We start from the raw sequence: 17,574 nt of genomic DNA, 5'->3' as shown, positions 1-17,574 counted from the left end.
CCCCGCCTAGGCCACCATGAGCGCAGACTGCCACGCTCGCAGGGCTGCCAATCCGATTTCCACGGGCGTAACCAAGGCTGCCCGCAACTCTTCCACGTCAGCAGTCTTGCCTTTACGGGCGGCCTCTTCAAGGGCCCGGGCAAGACTTTCAATCTGCATCAGGCCGAAGTTACCGCTGCTGCCTGCAAGATCGTGCGCGTCACGAATAATCGTCTCCAACCCCGCATCTTCCTCCTGAATACGCGCTGCCCGAGATTCCGCCAGCGTAATGACATCGCTGATCAGTTCAAGCATCTCCTTTGCCGGCAGGATGGCCTGAAGCTCCGCCAGCCGCGCGACGTCAAGCGGCAACAGACCGCTTACCATCGGCACGACGGCCTTCTGAGGCTCCACCGGCAACTCTGCAACCTCTTCCAGGCCACGCCCTTCGAGGTTGAAAGCACGTCTTAATTTGGTTTCAAGCGTGTTGCGGTCAATGGGCTTGGATAAGTAATCATCCATGCCCTGGGCCAGAAGCTCTTCGCGCACACCGCGCATCGCATTGGCTGTCATGGCGATGATCGGCACCTGGCCCGAGCGATCCGGCAAGGCGCGGATCCGTTTTGCCGCCTCGCGCCCATCAATTCCCGGCAGTTGCAGATCCAGCAGGATGGCGTCGTACCGCACGGCGCCCGCCAGCGTGACCGCCGCTTCGCCGGTTTCCGCCAGATCGATGGTGAGGCCCGGCTGTTTGAGATAGCCGAACGCGACCTTCTGATTGATCGGATTATCCTCGACCAGCAGGATACGGCGCGGCCTGTCGGCTGCCAGTCCGGGACGGGCCGCCAGGGGTTCGACACTGGCCAGGAGCCGCCGCCCGCAGGCCGTGGCGACAGCATCGACGAGCACACGGCGCCCGAAGGGAGCGGATAGGATGGCATCGAAGCGCGGGGACAGGCTGGCAGGCGGGCGTCGGACCACCGGCCCGATCAGGATCAGCGGCGGTTGCCCCGGCAGAGACGGCAAATACTTGAGCTGCTCATAAAGCGCATCTGCATAGCTGGTGTCATTGGCGACAAAGAGGACAGCATCAAGTGGCGGGCCTGTCAGGGCGCTGTCAGCTAACGACTGGGTATCGTCGAAGGGCAGTACACTGGCCCCCGCTTCGCTCAAAAGCCGCTGCGCGATCCGCATGCCTGTGCCGGAACGGTCGACAACGCCAATCGTCAGATCGGCCAGCGTCGGGCGATGATCTTCCGTATCCTCGGCAAATGTCAGCGGGACCGTGAACCAGAATTCGCTGCCTAAACCGATCTCGCTCTCAACCCCGATAGAGCCGCCCATCAGTTCGACCAGTTGACGACAGATGGCCAGCCCGAGCCCTGTACCACCAAAGCGCCGGGTGATCGTCTCGTCTGCCTGGGTGAATTTAGCGAACAGACGCTCGCGCGTGTCCTCCGTCATCCCCATGCCGGTATCCGTCACAGCAAAGCGGATCAGGCCATCATCGGTCCGCGATGCAGACAGCCGGATCTCGCCGATTTCCGTGAATTTGACAGCATTGCCCAGCAGGTTGAGCACGACCTGGCGCAGGCGTGTGGGATCGCCCACATAGGCGCGATCAAGCTCTGCCGACAGATCGAGATGGAGTGCAAGCCCACGGGCATGTCCACGGGGCGCGACCAGATCGAACGCCCCCTCCAGCACGCTCGACAATTCGAACTGGATCGCCTCCAGCTCGATACGGCCTTCTTCCAGCTTGGAGACATCGAGAAGATCGTTGATAAGCGCTAGCAGGATTTCGGCGCTTTCCCGCACGGATCCGACGTAGTCGCGCTGCTGCTGGGAAAGCTGGGTTTCGCTCAGAAGCTCGCTCAGACCCAAAATCCCGTTCATGGGTGTGCGGATTTCGTGGCTGACGTTCGCCAGGAAGTCCGTCTTCGCCTTATTTGCCGTTTCGGCCTGCGCCTGGGCCACTTCTGCGGCACGCAAGGCTGCAGCGAGCTGGCGAGCGTGTTCCTCCAGTTTCAGCGACGCCTCTTCCCGCTCGCGCTCATGCAGTTTGCGGTTCGATACATCTTCGGCCACCAGAACATAGCCGCCGGTCGGGATGGGTCGGCCCCGGATATCAAGATAACGGTCGTCCGCCAACCGAACCTCGCTGCCGATATGGTCGCCCATCATCATGGCAGCCAGTTGCTCGTCCGTCAGAATCCGGGCTTCCTTGAAGGCCGCGATCAGCGCTTCGCCCTTCCCGCTCTGGGAGAGCACGCTGTCAGGATCGATGCCAGTCAGCCGCCAGATCGCGGTGTTCCAGACCACCAGATCATTGGTGCGGTCGAAGACAGCCATACCGTCGGGAACGCTTTCCGTCGCCGCCTGCAGGATGGCCGATTTCGCGGCAACAGCCCGTTCCAGCTCGATGCGATAAGTGACATCGCGCGCGACACCGACATAGCCTTCGAAGCGTTCATCCGCCCCGAAGATCGGCATGCCGGCCAACAGCAGGATATGCTCCCGGTCATCAGGGTCGCGGTAGCTGATTTCCAGATCTCGAAACGGACGCCGGGCCTCCAGATCATAGATATGCTGCTCGACCTTGGCGCGGTCTGGATCGGACTCCATCCATTCCAGATGGTAACTGCCGATGATCTCCTCCGGATCGAGGCCCAGTTGGGCGATATCCGGGGACACCATGCGAATACGCAAGCTATCGTCGGTTTCCCAAAACCAGTCGGTTGCAACCCGGGTCCAGCGCTCCATGCGCGCCCGCGCCGCCCGCGCGCCTGCGGCCGAAGTCTCCGCCGCGACGATTGCGCCAAAGCCGCGCCGGATCGACGGCAGCACGACAGCCATCGCCTCGATCAAAATGACCAGGATGATCGCAACCACCAGAGCAAGCTGGAGCCGGTTGTATTGCAGCAGCTTGGCATCGGCAGCACGATATTCCAGCGCCTGAATTGCCTGGAGCTCAGGGAAAAGATTATCGATCACCAGCGCCTGGATTTCCGCCGACCGGACCGGGCGTTCCCGCAAGGGCAACGGAATAGGATATGTCGACAGGGTTTCGACCACGGCGCCCAAGTCATTCAGATGCTCGTAGAGCCGCAGAACCCCAGCCGGGGCCGTCGCATCACTATGGGCCGGATCCTGCCGATGCCAGACCCGCGCGACCCAAGTGTCGAAGCGACGCCATTCGTCCATCAACCGCCCATTGAGGGTCTTGACCGCATCGGCATCCGTCTGGGCAATCCGTGTCTGGGCCGTGATCGCGAGACTTTGCAGCGACGTGAGCGTCACCATTATCTGAGCGTCGCGTTCGCTCCGTTCGGCAATAATGCTACGGATACCGATCGTCACCAGGAAGATCGCAAAGACGAGCCCCAGTAGAATGACTGCCAGACCGACATAAATACGGTTGAAACGACTGCGCAAGCGCCAAGCTTCGCCGTCGCGTCTAGTATCCTGTTTCATTCGGCCTGAATCAGCGGACATAATACTGATATCGCACGATCAACTGTCGAAAGCTAGCGATAGACGCCGTTAACCGCCTTGCGCATTCGTCATCCCCTGGGCTAGAACCGAAGCGCTCTCAACGGGGTGCCCCTTCTGGGGCTGAGAGGCCATGGGTTTCCCTTGGTCAACCCGCAAAACCTGATCCGGATCATACCGGCGGAGGGATTGAGATGCGGTTTACGAACCCAAGGATTCTCGGAACCGCTTCACCACCCTTCGCCTTCTTTGGAGTTGCTCCTCATGAAGGCGTTCAAGCTTTTAACGCTCGCTACTATCATAACCGCTGCGGCTTTCACCGCATCGGCCCAATCTGCGCTGACCGTTTATACCTATTCCGGCTTTGCCTCCAAATGGGGTCCCGGTCCCAAGCTGAAAGCGGCCTTCGAAAAGACCTGCGCCTGCACGGTCACTTTCATCGGCATGGAGGACGGCGTCGGTGTCCTGACCCGCCTGCGTCTGGAAGGCAAGGACAGCCCCGCCGATGTCGCGGTCGGTCTTGACCAGAACCTGACGTCCGAAGCCGGTGCCACAGGTCTTTTTGCCCCGCATGGTCAATCCATCGACGCGCTGACTCTGCCGGTCGCCTGGAAGGATGCGAACTTCCTGCCCATCGACCATGGGGCCTTCGCCGTCGTCTATGACAGCCAGAAGATTGCGACTCCTCCAAAGAGCCTGAAGGAACTGATCGAAGGCAATCACGGCCAGAAGATCATCCTGCAGGATCCGCGCACCTCGACCCCCGGCCTCGGCATGCTGCTGTGGATCAAATCCGTCTATGGCGATGGATCGGAAGCCGCCTGGGGTAAGTTCAAGGGCAACATCCTGACGACCACCAAGGGCTGGTCGGACGCCTATGGCCTCTTCACCAAGGGCGAGGCGCCGATGGTCCTCTCCTACACGACCTCGCCTGCCTATCATCTGATCGAAGAAAAGAGCGACCGTTATAAGGCGGCTATCTTCTCCGACGGGCATTATGCGCAGATCGAGGTCGCCGGCCGCCTGAAGGCGTCCAAGAATGAAGCGCTGGCAACCCAATTCCTCGCCTTCCTGATAACGCCCGAAGCCCAATCCATCCTGCCGACCACGCAGTGGATGTATCCGGTCCGCGATCTGGGGAACGAACTGCCCGAAGCCTTCCGCACCCTGCCCAAGCCAGATAAGACTCTGATGCTCGATAGCACAGAGATTGCTGGCAAGCGCAAGGTCTGGACCGACGAATGGCTGCGAGCGATGGCGAAGTAAGCTTTGCTGCGCCAACCCTACATTGGCCAACCCTACATTGGTCTGGGACTGCTGACGCTCATCGCGGCGGCAGTCCTGAGCGCCCTTGCCAGCCTGTGGCACCTGGGGATCGACGAGCCCTTTTCGCTCGCGGATCCCTATCTGCTGAGCGTTGTAAAATTCACCCTATGGCAGGCCGCTCTCTCCTCCCTCATCTCCGTCCTGCTGGCAGTGCCGGTCGCGCGGGCACTGGCACGACGGTCGGAGTTTCCGGGCCGGGGGCTGATGCTGCGTTTCTTTGCTCTGCCCCTGGTGATGCCCGCCATCGTCGTTGCCTTGGCCGTCGTCACGCTATTCGGTCGCTCCGGCTGGCTGAATCAGGGACTTCAGGCTCTGGGCCTGCCGAGCGTAGCGATCTATGGGTTGCCCGGCATTCTGATCGCCCATGTCTTCTTCAATATGCCGCTCGCCGCCCGCCTGTTGCTGACGGTGCTGGAGCGGATCCCGGCTGAACATTGGCGATTGGCGGCGCAGCTTGGCCTGTCGCCCGCCGATTGTTTCCGGCGGATCGAAGCGCCGGTCCTGGCCCGTGCCCTGCCCGCCGTCGCGGTCCTTATCTTCCTTCTGTGTTCCAGCAGTTTCACCATCGTCCTGTCGCTCGGCGGCGGACCGGCAGCCACGACGCTGGAGGTCGCCGTCTATGAGGCGCTGCGCTCCAGTTTCGAGCCCGGCCGCGCCGCACAGCTGGCGCTGGTTCAGTTGGCCCTGACGCTTATCTGCCTTATCTTAGCCCGCCGCCTCACCGCTAACTGGCCGCGCGAAACCGACCTGGGTCGCCGCATCGCCCGCCCGGACAGCAAGCTTGCCACGCTTGCCGATTGCCTCGTGCTGGCTGTGGCGGCTGCTTTTGTCGGGCTGCCGCTGGTGGCATTGCTGATAGACGGGCTGTCCGGCCCTATCGACAAAGTCCTGCTGGACCCGGACCTGCGACGCGCCCTGGGGCGGACCCTGATGATTGCCATAATGGCGGCCCCTTTGAGCGTCCTGATCGCCTGGGGCCTGCTGACCGGCGCCCGCGCTGCCAAGGGTCGGCTACGAGGCCTGCTGACGGGTGGAGGCGATGTCGTGCTGACGGTTCCGCCCCTGGTTCTGGGGACAGGCTGGTTTCTGCTGCTGCGCCCGCTGACGGCTCCGGATGAACTGCGCCTCGGCCTTGTCATTGTCATGAATGCCTTGATGGCCCTGCCCTTTGTCCTGCGCAGCCTGGGCCCGGCAATGAGCGATGCGGGCGAGCGGCAGAACCGTCTCTGCGCCGCCCTGGGGATTTCCGGCTGGAACCGTTTCCGGCTGATCGACTGGCCGACCCTGCGCCGCCCGCTTTGCCTGGCATTGGGACTGGCGGCAGCCTTGGCGGCAGCCGATTTCGCCGCAGTCGCTCTGGTGGGGGCCGACGACAGCGACGCCCTGCCCTTGCTGCTCCACGCCCGCATGGGCTCCTATCGCCTGAATGACGCCTCAGTCATCGCGCTGATCCTGACGCTGACAGGCCTTGTACTTTTAAGCTTCTTCGATCTGGGGGGACGTGTCCTTGGCCGACGCCATCGCGCTTAAGGCGGTAAGTTTCGTTTATGACGGCTTCCCTATGAGCTTCGATCTGCGGGTCGAGGCAGGCACGTTGCTGGCCCTGATCGGCCCCAGCGGCGCCGGGAAAAGCACGTTGCTGAACCTGATTGCGGGGTTCGAGCGCCCGTCGGCAGGCAAGATCCACCTGATGGGCGAGGATGTCACCGCGCTGCCGTCCGCCAAGCGGCCGGTGACCACGCTGTTTCAGGACAATAATCTCTTCACGCATCTCGACGTCCAGACCAACATCGCCTTGGGCGTCGATCCGCGTGGGCGCCTGACGGCTGCAGAGAAAACAGCAGTCTCAGCAGCTCTTGAACAGGTCGATCTGACGGGGTTCGAGCGCCGCCTGCCGTCCGAACTTTCCGGCGGCCAGCGTCAGCGCGTTGCCTTAGCGCGGGCGTTGGTGATGGATCGCCCGATCCTGGCGCTGGACGAGCCCTTTGCCGCCCTCGGCCCCGCCCAGCGGCGCGAGATGCTGGGGCTGATCGACGAGATGCGGCGCACACGCGGTCTGACCGTCCTGCTCGTCAGCCACCACCCGGACGAAGCGCGCCTCGCCGCCGACCGCACTGCTTTTATCGACAAAGGCCGCGTGGTGGCCGAAGATCGCACCGATCTGCTGCTTGCCCGCATCGATCTGCCGGGCCTGACCGACTATCTTGGAGACTATGATTGACCGCCTTGCCGACGCCTGCTGACTGGCCTGCCCTCGCCCCGATCTTCGCCGAAAACCTGCGTTATCAGAAGGGCATCCCTTTTGACGCCGATGTGACCCCGGCCGATATCGCGACGCGTGGCTGGTCCTTGCGCGATGGTTCGACGCCCTGCCCGGCCGCCGTTCTGCGGGCCGAGGCTCTCTCCCATAATCTCACCTGGATGGCGGAATTCTGCCGCTTGAACAACGTGCAGCTCGCCCCCCATGGCAAGACCACGATGGCGCCGCAGCTGTTTGCCGCCCAGCAGCTTTCGGGGGCCTGGGGCCTGACGGTAGCGACCCCCCTGCAGGCCGTGACCGCCCATCGCTTCGGCATCAAGAAGCTGCTGATCGCCAATCAGATCGGCGACAAGATCGGCGTCCAGGCGCTGGCCGATATTCTGGCACGCGACGCGGATGCCGAGATCATGGTGTTGGCCGATAGCGTGGACGGCGTCGCCCTGCTGTCGGGCGCCCGCAAGCGTCCCATCGGTGTGTTGGTCGAAGTCGGCTATCAAGGCGGCCGTACTGGCTGTCGCACGGATGCCGAAGCCCTGGCCGTTGCCCGGGCGGCTGCCAAGGCCGACGGCCTCTTCCTGGCCGGTGTCGAATGCTACGAGGGCATGCTGTCCGATACGGCGGCTGTCGAGGATCTGCTGGGCCGCATGGTCTCGCTGGCCGAAACCGCTGCGGCGGAAAAGCTGTTCCCCGGCAAGATCGTGATTTCCGCTGGCGGATCGACCTATTTCGACCTTGTCGCCCGTACCATGGGCAAGGCCCATCTTCCCGAGGTGCTGCCGATCCTGCGCTCGGGCTGCTATGTCACCCAGGACAGCGGCACCTATGAAAAGGCCTTCGCCGATCTGATCCGGCGCGGCGCGGTGAAGCTGCCGGACGGTCCCGGCCTGCAACAGGCGCTGGAGGTCTGGGCCAATCTGCAATCGCGGCCCGAACCCGAACTGGCCTTCCTGACCGGCGGCAAGCGCGACCTGTCGCACGACGATCATCTGCCGCGCCCCCTGCGCTGGTGGAACGGCAAGCAGCTTCAGGACATGCCGCAAAACGCCAAGATCAAAGGGCTCAACGATCAGCACGGCCATCTGGTGATCCCCGCCGACTGGCCGGGCAAGGTCGGCGACCGCGTGATCCTCGGCATCTCCCACCCCTGCACCACCTTCGACAAATGGCCGGTGCTGCTGGTGGTCGATAAAGAGGATAAGGTCGTGGGCGCGGTGCGGACGTTCTTCTAATTCCCCTTATCAAATCCAATCAGCTTGATTAAGTTTGAATCAAGCTGATTGGAGGCGAGGATGTCAGAAACGAAAGTGTTAACCGCACACGTGCCGATCAGCCTTGCTGAAAAGGTCGATGCTCTAGCGGCTCGCCTTGAGCGGCCACGCGGCTGGATCGTCAAGCAAGCTTTGGCTGCCTGGATCGATCAGGAAGAGGAACGGGATCGCCTGACCCGCGAAGCGTTGGCCGATGTCGATGCCGGGCGGGTGATTGATCATCAATCCGTGCTCGCCTGGGCGGCGAGCCTGGATAGCGAGCAGCCGCTGCCACCTCCGACCGTCCGTTGATGGAGATTAAATGGAGCGAAAAAGCCCTCAGCGATATCGCGAGGCTTTATCGGTTCCTCGAGCCTGTAAACCGGGCTGCAGCGGCCAGGACGATCAATAGTTTGGCAACTGCCCCGAACCGATTGTCGACACACCCCAAGATCGGCGAAAAACTGGAGCAATTTTCCGGCCGCGATGTGAGGCGTCTGCTTATCGGTGCCTACGAGCTGCGATACGAAGTGTTGGACAGGCAGGTCATCATTCTGCGCATCTGGCATACACGCGAGGCTCGTTAAGCCAGCCCCCGCAGCTCCTCCAGCAAGGCCGTAGGAATATTCACCCCGTCCAGCGTCGCTTTCTCCCGGAGCGCCAATCGCCGTTCCCCTGGCAGACGGGTGCCCTGTTGGCCGAGAATAGCGGCTGCCATCGCGGCCATGCGCTCGGGAAAATGCCCACCCGACAGCGGGCCCGGCGCGAAGGCCAGCACCAGTTGCCCGATGCGCGGCTTCACCCCGCCTGCGGTGAAGAAGGATCCGGCCTCATGCCCGATGCTGGATCCGGTCAGGGACGCGGTCAGCACCTCCACCACGAAGGCCAGCGCAGCCCCCTTGGCGCCGCCGATGGGAAGCATGGTCCCGGCCAGAGCAGCCTTGGCATCCGTCGTCGGCTGGCCCTCAGCATCGAGCGCCCAATCGCCGGGGATCGCCTCGCCGCGCTGGGCCGCCACCATGATCTTGCCGCGCGCTGCGACCGACAGGGACAGATCGATCACCAGCGGCGGTTTGCCTGCCCCCATCGGCGCGCCCATCGCAATCGGATTGGTGCCGAAGATGGCGCTGCGGCCACCCGCTGGCGCAATCGCCGCTGGAGAATTGGAGAAAGCCAGGGCTACCAGCCCCCGGTTCGCCAATGCTTCCACATGATAGCCAGCCGCACCGAAATGATGGCTGGCGGCAATGGCGGCAACCGAAACCCCGGTGATCGGCGTCAAGGCGGCCAGTTCCTCGACCGCCAGCTCCAGGGCCGGAAACGCAAAACCGTCCGCCGCATCGATGCGCACAGCCGCCGTGCCGGTGTGGGTGGAGGTCGGCGCCGCCTGCCCGTCGACCTTGCCGCTGCGGACCTGCGCTGCATAGGCGGGCAAGCGCGACATGCCATGGCTCGCCAGCCCATCGGCTTCGGCAGCAACCAGGGCGCGGGCGACGGCAGCGGCATTGGCGGGTGATGTCCCAGCCTTTACCAGCACAGCAACCGCAAGCTCATGGGCTTCTTTCAGCGACAGGTTCATGACAGAGCCCGCCGGATATTCTGCGCGGTGACGCTGGAGACCCGGACATTGGACTCCTCGGTCACGCCTGCGATATGCGGCGTCAGGATCAGGTTCGGCAGATCGGGAAAGACATTCTCCGCCCCCAGCGGCTCGCGCTCGAACACATCCAGCATCGCGCCACCCAGCCGACCGGAGGCCAGCGCGCGCACCAGGGCCGCCTCATCCACCACACCGCCGCGCGATGCATTGATCACAATGGCACCGGGCTTTGTGGCAGCCAGCGCCTTGTCATCCAGCAGATACTTAGTCTTGTCCGTTAATGGCACATGCAAGCTGACGACGTCGCTCTGCGCGATCAGATCATCGAAGGCCAAGGGCTCCACCCCATGTTCAGCCCAGATCGGCGCGATGGAGGGGATGAAAGGATCATAGGCGACGATCCGCATATCGAAGGCCCGCGCCCGCTTCGCCACGGCCCTGGCGATGCCGCCGAAGCCGATCAGACCGATGGTGCGCTCGAAAACTTCCCGCCCCATCAGCTTGCCACGGGGCCAGCCGCCGCTGCGGGTTTCGGGTGAACTGAAATAGGCCCCCCGCAACAGCATCAAGGCGCCTGCCATCACATATTCGGCGACCGAGACGTCATTGGCACCCGATGCCGGAAAAACCGCGATCTCACGGGCGGCGCAGGCTTCCATATCGATATTGTCGAGCCCGACGCCCAGACGTCCCACGGCCTTGAGCTTTCCCCCCGATGCCAGCAGCTCGCCGCGCACCTGGGTCCGGTTGCGCACGATCAGGGCGCGGGCGTTGGCGATAGCGGCTCTCAGCTCGGCGGGATGATCGACGAGGTTGGGGTCATAGTGCGTATCGAAGTCGCGCTTCAGGTCGGCAACTGCCGCCTCGTCCATGAATTCGCTGATGACGATATCGGGCATGTTTTTCCTCTACCCCAAACCAGTTCTGTCATCCCGGTGCTCGACACCGGGATCTCCTCCGGGAGCCCGTCCAATTCCGCTGATTCCGCGTGGAAACACCCTCGGAGGAGATCCCGGGATCAAGTCCCGGGATGACGACGAACTTTACGCGCTGCGATAAAGCTTGGTCATCACGAACTCGCGATGGCCAAGGGCTTCGGCAGCCGTGAGACGGCCGTTGCAGGTGCGGATCATGATATCGATCAGCGCATCGCCCGCCTGATCCATATTCATCTCCCGCCGCAGAATGCCCGAGACGTCGAGGTCGATATGCTCGCCCATCGTGCGCGCGGTCTTGGGGTTGGCCGTCAGCTTGATCACCGGTTCGATGGGATTGCCGATGACATTGCCCTGGCCGGTCGGGAACAGATGCACGACAAAGCCCGCCGCCGCCTGCAAGGTCACGCACTCAGCCGCTGCTGACGAGGTGTCCATGAAGTAAAGGCCCTTGCCCTTGGACGGTTCCTCGCCCGGCTCCAGCACATCGATGAACTTCGCCTTCTTGCCGATCTTCTGAAGATTGCCGAAGGCTTTTTCCTCGATAGTGGTCAGACCGCCCGCGATATTGCCCTTGGTCGGCTGGCTGTCAGAAAGATCGGAGGTTTTATTGGGCTCGATCACCTCGTCCATATAGGCCTGCCAGGTCTTCATGAACTTCTCGGCCGCTTCGGGAGTGGCAGCGCGGCTGGCGCAGATCTTTTCCGCCCCGGTCAGCTCGGACGTTTCGCCAAAGCAGGTGGTGGCGCCGATGGCGTCCATTTTGTCGATGAGATTGCCGACGGTCGGGCAGGATGCGAGGCCGGAGGTCGTGTCGCTCTCGCCGCATTTGGTCGAGATCCAGAGTTCTTCAAGCTTGCAGGGTACCCGCTGATATTCCGAGGTCATCTGCAGGAAGTCCTTGGCGGCGCGGGAAGCGGCGGCAATCGTCGCGATATCGCCGTTGCCTTCGATCCCGAAGCCCGCCACCGGCTTGCCGGTCGCCTTGATGCCGTCGACGACCTTCTGGGTCCAGCCCATCTCGATCCCGATCACCACCACGGCCGCCACATTGGGATTGCAGCCGGTGCCGATGAGGGTGCGGAAATGCAGGTCCAGATCCGCACCGAACTGCAGACGCCCATAGGCATGGGGCAGCGCAAGGCAGCCCTTGATGTTGTTCGCGACCGCTTCGGCCGCCGCATTGGACAGATCGTCCAGCGGCAGGATGATCACGTGATTACGGATGCCGACACGGCCGTTTTCGCGACGGAAACCATGGAAGGTCCGATCAAGCCAGTTCTTCGCCATGGCTACCACCTCTTGGTCTTCATGTTCTGGGTATGGACGTGACGGCCCTTGGCGGCATCGGCGACCATGCGGCCAACGTCGTTGCCATACTTCAGGACGGTCTCGCCCGACGTCAGATTGCCCAACGCGATCTTATGGCCCAGGGGGATGACGTCCCCCGCCTCGATCTCGATGGTGCTGTCGTCTTCCATGACCCAGCCGGTCAGACGGTCGCCCGCCTTGACAGTCTCCACCACGATCACGCCGACATTGTCGGCCTTGTCGTGAACGATGAAATGCGTGGTGCCCATTGGTGCTGCTCCGCTCCCCAAATTGGCTCTTTGGCGCTCTCTTTCGGCGCGGAAGGAAGCCTAGCCGCGAGTCCGGCAGTCGGTCAATTGATATCTTATATAAGACATAAAGCTTGAGTTGGGTAACTGCACCTTAAGTCGTCATCCCGGACTTGATCCGGGATCCGGCCGTTGTTTGTTGCTCTGCCCTGCACGAGGTCGGCCACTCCCTATGGCCGGATCCCGGCTCGGGGGCCGGGATGACAGAGTTTTTAGGGGGACAAGCTCCCGGAGGAGATCCCGTGGTCAAGCCACGGGATGATGAATTAAAATCCGGGATCCCTCTCAAGCTGTTCCACCCCAGATAGACCCCGCATCAAGTGCGGGGTGACGAGCTATTTGGGAAATGGTTTTAAGGAACGCGTCAAAGAGAAGCTGTCATCCCGGATCAAGTCCGGGATGACGAAGTTCTTTGGATAAGGCTGATTATGGCACCCAGCCCGGCATGGCCGCCGCCTGCCGGATCCAATCCGTCAGTTGCGACTCGTCCAGCACGTCATCCTCGTAAATATCCAACCAGCGCGCCTCGCCGCTTTTCGCGGTTGCGCCGGGCGGCATGGGCGCCAGCGCGGTTCCCTTGAAAAAGGTGAGCTTCACATAGCGCGTCAGCACATGGAACGAGACGAACCAGCCCTGGCCCGCGCCATAAAACGGTGAGTTCCAGCGCACGGCTTTCTCTACATCTGGAACCGTCGCGACGATCAGCGCATCCAACCGGCGGCCGAGGTCGCTTTTCCAGCCCGGCATGGCGGCGATATAGGCTTGTACCGGCGCATCGCCGTCGGCCTTGGCGATCTGCGGATTACCACCGGCGAGGCGGACGATGCCATCGGCGTCGGGTTTCAGAGCTTTCCGCGCCGAAGGTTTTGCCACCTATTCCCCCAGCCCCTTGAAAGCCTTGGCGAAAGCCAGGAACGGCAGGCGCATGGCGCCATAACGTCCCCGCTCCTTGCGGGCTGGCGCGAGGGCGAGCAGCGGTGCCCAGGGCGCTGCCGGTTCGGCATCGGATCCAGCGAGGATCGCGTTGAGAGACTCGAGACCCGCCGCAAATTCCGCCGGTGTCTTTCCCAACGCCAGGGACGCGACTATAGACGTGGCGGCCTGCCCCAGGGCGCAGGCATTCACGGTCAGGCCGATCTCCGCCACCTTCCCGTCCGCCATCTTGAGATCAAGAATCAGGCGAGAGCCGCAGAGTGGGCTGACCTCGGTCACGCTGATATCGGGCTGATCAAGCCGCCGGATATGGGGAATATCGGCAGCGAGCCGCAGGATATCGGTGCTGTAGGGCAGTGTCCCCGTCATCAGACGGCGGTTCCATACTGCACCGCCGCTTCCCGCAGGCGCTGCAACATCGACATCAGGCCATTGGCCCGCGATTGCGACAGGTGGCGGGACAGGCCAATCTCGGCAATGAAGTCGGGCGGTGTTTCCAGCACCTCACGCGGGGGGCGGTTGTCATAGACCATCTTCAGCATCGCGATCAGGCCCGACACGATGATCGCGTCGCTATTGGCATCGAACCGCAGACGACCCGCCTCCAGACGCGGGCGCATCCACACCCGGCTCTGACAACCGCGCACCAGAATATCATCGGTCTTTGCGGCTTCGTCCATGGGGGCAAGCTGCTGACCCAGCTCGATAATATATTGATACTTCTCCTGCCAGTCGGGGAGGAAGGCGAAGGTATCGATCAGCTCCTGCTGGGCGTCCTTGATGCTGGTTTCGGGCAGGCTCAAAGGAAAGGTCCTTATGTGTTTTGCCTACCGGCCTTTGGCCTACTTGAGGCGTGTTTGCCTATAGGCCTTCGGTCTACTTGAGGCAGGAAGGTTCTATACCCCCTTAGTCATTCATCTGCGAGCGGCTTTGCGAGGCGCCCAGATCCTCGATGATCGGGCAATCGGGGCGATGGTCGCCATGGCAGCTGTCGGCCAGATGTTTCAGCGACTGGCGCATCGCCTCCATCTCCTGGATCTTCTTCTCCAGCTCGTCCATGTGGTTGAGCGCAATGCGCTTCACTTCGGCGCTCGACCGCTCCCGATCATCCCACAGCGCCAGCAGATTGCGGATATCCTCGATGGCGAAGCCCAGGTCGCGCGCCCGGCGGATGAACCGCAATCCATGCAGGTCACGCTGGCTGTACAGGCGATATCCCGAATGAGTCCGCGAGGCACGCCCGATCAGGCCGATGCTCTCGTAATAGCGGATCATCTTGGTCGAAACGCCGGTAGCCTTCGCCGCTTCCCCGATGTTCATCGCGATGCCTCCCCCCTATCCTGATTAAAAGAGATAGGGAGGAGTCATCGCCTAGCAAGATGGCGGAATGAGGTTACAGGCTTGTCCGACCTAAAGCGCGGTCCAGCCGCCATCGACCGAGATGGTCGTACCGGTGATGGAAGCCGCGCCGGGGCTGCACAGGAAGACGGTGGTGGCCGCAACTTCCTCGACCGTGACAAATTTCTTCGTCGGCTGGCGGGCGAGCATAATGTCGCGGATGACCTCGTCCCGGTTCTTGCCATGGACCTTCATCTGATCGCCGATCTGACCTTCGACGATAGGGGTCAGCACATAGCCGGGGCAGACGGCATTGCAGGTGATGCCCTTTTCCGCCGTCTCCAGGCCCAGGGTCTTGGTGAAGCCAACGACGCCGTGCTTGGCCGCGACATAGGCTGACTTATAGGGCGAAGCGCTAAGCCCATGGGCCGAGGCGATATTCACGACGCGGCCCCAGCCCTTCGCCAACATGTTCGGCAGCGCGAGCTTGGAACAATGGAAGACGGCCGACAGGTTCAGCGCGATGATCGCATTCCACTTGTCGTCCGGGAAATCCTGCACGGCGGCCACATGCTGGATACCGGCGTTGTTCACCAGGATATCGATTGGGTCGATACGACCGAACATGGCCTGGATCGCAGCCGGATCCATCAGGTTGGCACCGTCATAGACGCATTTTACGCCGCGGCCTTCAATGCCGCTGCGGGCAGCTTCGATAGCGCCTGCATCGCCCAAGCCGTTCAGGACGATATTGGCGCCCTGGTCGGCAAGCCCCTGCGCAATCGCCAATCCGATGCCACTGGTGGACCCTGTGATAAGCGCGGTTTTGCCTTTAAGCATCGACGATCTCCAACAAAAAAGACGGGCAATTACAGAAGCCTATGCCGGACGATGGCGTCCTGCATCGGCTTCGTCAACGGGGCTTCACATCCAGCTTTTCAAGATTGGCGCGGGCCGCCTCGGATTCCGCCGCGTTCGGGGCAATCCGCAGCAATGCCATCCAGTCGGAGCGCGCACCGGCATCATCGCCCTTCAAGCGTCGCTGAATCCCGCGCTCCAGCAGGGCCGCCAGATTACGGGGATCGGCACCGACCGCTTTCTCCGCATCCTCCAGACCAAGCTCCAGCTCGTCCACATAGCGATAGGCGGTCGCGCGATAGACCAGAGCATCCACCCGCCGGGGTGCCCGCTGAAGCACGAGGTTCAGATCGTCGATCGCTTCCCAATAATGGCCCGACTGGCCCAGGGTGATCGCCCGATCCGTCAGCAGATCCATATCGCCAGGGCGCCGCTTCAAAGCCTCGCTCTGCAGCGCAAAAGCCCGTTGCAGATCCCCCACCTCGACCCAGGCCAAAGCCGCCTGTCCCATGAGGTCGGGCACCAGATCCTTGCGATCCTCCGGCACCAGCTTGATCAGGCCTTCCAACTCGTCGGCGGCTTCCTTGGGCTTCTTCAGGCCGATCAGCGCGCGGGCAAGGCAATGGCGCGCGGGGATGCCGCCGCCGCGCTCCGCCCAGGTACGCGCGCTTTCGGACGCCTCCATCGGCGAGCGGGAAATCAGCGCCATGCAGGCCTGGTATTGAGCGGACTGATCGATACCAGCCGCGACAGCCGACCCGGAGATGCAGCCTGCGGCAAGGAGGGGGATGAGAATCATGCGCATTCCCGCTATATAGGCGCTATGACCCAGCTTCGTCCATCCACCCCCCTGTTGTTTTGTTTTGGCCTGGGCTTCAGCGCCAAGGCAACCGCCCGTGCCTGGATCGCCCAAGGTGGCCGCGTCGCCGCGACCATGCGCTCCCCCAAACCAATGCCCGATGGGGTTGAAGCACTGCCATTCGATCCGGCGGATGCCCGGACTTTGCAGCTTCTGCAGGAGGCCGATGCAATCCTATCCAGCGTTCCCCCAGCCGGGGACGGCGGGGATGCGGATGGTCCACTAGATCCTGTCCTGGCCAAGTTTGGCGATGCTCTCGGAAGCCTCAAGCCGCGCTGGGTCGGCTATCTGTCGACGACCGGGGTCTATGGCGATGTGCAGGGCGCCTGGGTGGATGAGAACAGCCCTCTGCAGCCGATCTCCGCCCGCTCCCGCAATCGCCAGGCGGCCGAGGAGGCATGGCTGTCCCTGCCCTTGCCCGTACATGTCTTCCGCCTGTCCGGCATCTATGGCCCCGGACGCGGCCCTCTGGCCCAGGTGAAAAGCGGCACCGCCCGCCGCACTATCAAGCCGGGCCATGTGATGAACCGTATCCATGTGGAGGATATCGCAGGCGCCGTCCTGGCCTCGTTTGAGCGGCCCTCCCCCGGCGCGGTCTATAATATGGCTGACAATGAACCAGCCGAACCGGCCACGGTCATTGAATATGCCGCCAAGCTTCTAGGAGTGGAGCCGCCTCCGGCTCAGGTGTTCGACCCCGCCGCCATGACCCCAATGGCGGCCAGTTTCTGGGCGGAACAGAAGCGTGTATCGAACCGTAAGTTGACCGAGGAACTGGGATATCGGCTGAAGTATCCCACCTATCGTGAAGGCTTGGCTGCCGAGCTTTAGCCGGTGCCGGACAGCCCCAGGTGACGTTCCACCCGGCGCAGGCGGTCGTTCAGGTCTTCGATATGCACGCCATGCCCCAGGACGGAGGCATGATATTCCGTCACGGTCTGACGCAATCCGGCGACGTCCTTTTTGACCTGCGCCAGATCGCGGTGCACGCCGCTCATGTCCGACGAAAGGCTGTTGAGCATCAATGAGTGAGTTTTCAGCATCTCGCCCTGCTCTCGCTGCGTCGCCGCAACCGTTCCAAGCAATTGATAGATCGCGCCGATATCGACTTCTGCCATGATGCCTTCT

At 62.5% G+C, this 17,574-nt stretch carries 19 protein-coding genes and 1 riboswitch; of the genes, 7 read left to right on the top strand and 12 right to left on the bottom strand.

What is annotated here, in order from left to right:
- Window positions 1-6: 6 nt before the first annotated feature.
- On the bottom strand, window positions 7-3,414 hold the full coding sequence (locus ACFSM5_RS06395) for an ATP-binding protein (protein ID WP_379875473.1): 3,408 nt from the start codon (window positions 3,412-3,414) through the stop codon (window positions 7-9).
- A gap of 151 nt (window positions 3,415-3,565) precedes the next feature.
- Window positions 3,566-3,677: riboswitch (TPP riboswitch) on the top strand.
- A gap of 58 nt (window positions 3,678-3,735) precedes the next feature.
- On the opposite strand from ACFSM5_RS06395, the gene thiB reads away from it, so the two are divergent.
- The 6 genes from thiB to ACFSM5_RS06365 are packed head-to-tail and all read left to right on the top strand — an operon-like array spanning window position 3,736 to window position 8,891.
- Window positions 3,736-4,737 (top strand): thiamine ABC transporter substrate binding subunit, encoded by a 1,002-nt coding sequence (thiB, locus tag ACFSM5_RS06390; protein WP_379875472.1) that lies wholly within the window; start codon window positions 3,736-3,738, stop codon window positions 4,735-4,737.
- Window positions 4,738-4,740: 3 nt separating this feature from the next.
- Window positions 4,741-6,327 (top strand): thiamine/thiamine pyrophosphate ABC transporter permease, encoded by a 1,587-nt coding sequence (gene thiP / locus ACFSM5_RS06385; protein ID WP_379875471.1) that lies wholly within the window; start codon window positions 4,741-4,743, stop codon window positions 6,325-6,327.
- A complete protein-coding gene (gene thiQ, locus ACFSM5_RS06380; RefSeq protein ID WP_379875470.1) occupies window positions 6,305-7,018 on the top strand; it encodes a thiamine ABC transporter ATP-binding protein in 714 nt (237 codons plus the stop codon). Before thiP ends, thiQ begins: the two co-directional genes overlap by 23 nt.
- Window positions 7,015-8,286, top strand: coding sequence for an alanine racemase (locus tag ACFSM5_RS06375; protein WP_379875469.1), 1,272 nt, complete (start codon window positions 7,015-7,017; stop codon window positions 8,284-8,286). Before thiQ ends, ACFSM5_RS06375 begins: the two co-directional genes overlap by 4 nt.
- Before the next feature lie 60 nt (window positions 8,287-8,346).
- Window positions 8,347-8,616: a CopG family ribbon-helix-helix protein gene (locus ACFSM5_RS06370; protein ID WP_379875468.1), complete on the top strand. Its 270-nt coding sequence runs from the start codon at window positions 8,347-8,349 to the stop codon at window positions 8,614-8,616.
- The gene (locus ACFSM5_RS06365; protein ID WP_379875467.1) at window positions 8,616-8,891 is read left to right on the top strand and encodes a type II toxin-antitoxin system RelE/ParE family toxin; all 276 of its coding nucleotides are present in this window, start codon (window positions 8,616-8,618) and stop codon (window positions 8,889-8,891) included. The genes ACFSM5_RS06370 and ACFSM5_RS06365 overlap by 1 nt, the downstream gene beginning before the upstream one ends.
- Here ACFSM5_RS06365 and ACFSM5_RS06360 read toward each other — a convergent pair.
- The 10 genes from ACFSM5_RS06360 to ACFSM5_RS06315 form a co-directional block, all read right to left on the bottom strand.
- Window positions 8,888-9,883 (bottom strand): Ldh family oxidoreductase, encoded by a 996-nt coding sequence (locus ACFSM5_RS06360; protein WP_379875466.1) that lies wholly within the window; start codon window positions 9,881-9,883, stop codon window positions 8,888-8,890. The two genes, ACFSM5_RS06365 and ACFSM5_RS06360, sit on opposite strands and share 4 nt — an antisense overlap.
- Complete coding sequence (locus ACFSM5_RS06355; RefSeq protein ID WP_379875465.1) at window positions 9,880-10,803, bottom strand: hydroxyacid dehydrogenase; 924 nt, start codon at window positions 10,801-10,803, stop codon at window positions 9,880-9,882. The genes ACFSM5_RS06360 and ACFSM5_RS06355 overlap by 4 nt, the downstream gene beginning before the upstream one ends.
- A 144-nt stretch (window positions 10,804-10,947) precedes the next feature.
- Complete coding sequence (locus ACFSM5_RS06350) at window positions 10,948-12,129, bottom strand: UxaA family hydrolase (RefSeq protein WP_379875464.1); 1,182 nt, start codon at window positions 12,127-12,129, stop codon at window positions 10,948-10,950.
- A gap of 2 nt (window positions 12,130-12,131) precedes the next feature.
- Window positions 12,132-12,419, bottom strand: coding sequence for a UxaA family hydrolase (locus ACFSM5_RS06345; RefSeq protein WP_379875463.1), 288 nt, complete (start codon window positions 12,417-12,419; stop codon window positions 12,132-12,134).
- A 465-nt stretch (window positions 12,420-12,884) separates the two neighbouring features.
- The gene (locus tag ACFSM5_RS06340) at window positions 12,885-13,331 is read right to left on the bottom strand and encodes a DUF1801 domain-containing protein (protein ID WP_379875462.1); all 447 of its coding nucleotides are present in this window, start codon (window positions 13,329-13,331) and stop codon (window positions 12,885-12,887) included.
- On the bottom strand, window positions 13,332-13,760 hold the full coding sequence (locus tag ACFSM5_RS06335; RefSeq protein ID WP_379875461.1) for an iron-sulfur cluster assembly scaffold protein: 429 nt from the start codon (window positions 13,758-13,760) through the stop codon (window positions 13,332-13,334).
- Window positions 13,760-14,194 (bottom strand): SufE family protein, encoded by a 435-nt coding sequence (locus ACFSM5_RS06330; protein WP_379875460.1) that lies wholly within the window; start codon window positions 14,192-14,194, stop codon window positions 13,760-13,762. Before ACFSM5_RS06330 ends, ACFSM5_RS06335 begins: the two co-directional genes overlap by 1 nt.
- Window positions 14,195-14,297: 103 nt before the next feature.
- Window positions 14,298-14,711: a Cu(I)-responsive transcriptional regulator gene (cueR, locus tag ACFSM5_RS06325; protein ID WP_379875459.1), complete on the bottom strand. Its 414-nt coding sequence runs from the start codon at window positions 14,709-14,711 to the stop codon at window positions 14,298-14,300.
- 90 nt (window positions 14,712-14,801) lie between these two features.
- On the bottom strand, window positions 14,802-15,569 hold the full coding sequence (locus ACFSM5_RS06320; protein WP_379875458.1) for a 3-hydroxybutyrate dehydrogenase: 768 nt from the start codon (window positions 15,567-15,569) through the stop codon (window positions 14,802-14,804).
- 73 nt (window positions 15,570-15,642) lie between these two features.
- Entirely contained in the window at window positions 15,643-16,386 is a 744-nt protein-coding gene (locus ACFSM5_RS06315) for a tetratricopeptide repeat protein (RefSeq protein ID WP_379875457.1), read from the bottom strand.
- A 24-nt stretch (window positions 16,387-16,410) separates the two neighbouring features.
- On the opposite strand from ACFSM5_RS06315, the gene ACFSM5_RS06310 reads away from it, so the two are divergent.
- The gene (locus ACFSM5_RS06310; RefSeq protein WP_379875456.1) at window positions 16,411-17,277 is read left to right on the top strand and encodes an SDR family oxidoreductase; all 867 of its coding nucleotides are present in this window, start codon (window positions 16,411-16,413) and stop codon (window positions 17,275-17,277) included.
- Here ACFSM5_RS06310 and ACFSM5_RS06305 read toward each other — a convergent pair.
- Complete coding sequence (locus ACFSM5_RS06305; RefSeq protein ID WP_379875455.1) at window positions 17,274-17,564, bottom strand: hypothetical protein; 291 nt, start codon at window positions 17,562-17,564, stop codon at window positions 17,274-17,276. The genes ACFSM5_RS06310 and ACFSM5_RS06305 overlap by 4 nt on opposite strands.
- Window positions 17,565-17,574: the final 10 nt, after the last annotated feature.

The sequence above is a fragment of the Lacibacterium aquatile genome (assembly GCF_042683105.1).
Taxonomy (GTDB): domain Bacteria; phylum Pseudomonadota; class Alphaproteobacteria; order Elsterales; family Elsteraceae; genus Lacibacterium; species Lacibacterium aquatile.
Note: the sequence above shows the minus strand (reverse complement) of the source record. Positions and strands in the feature narration are given on the sequence as shown.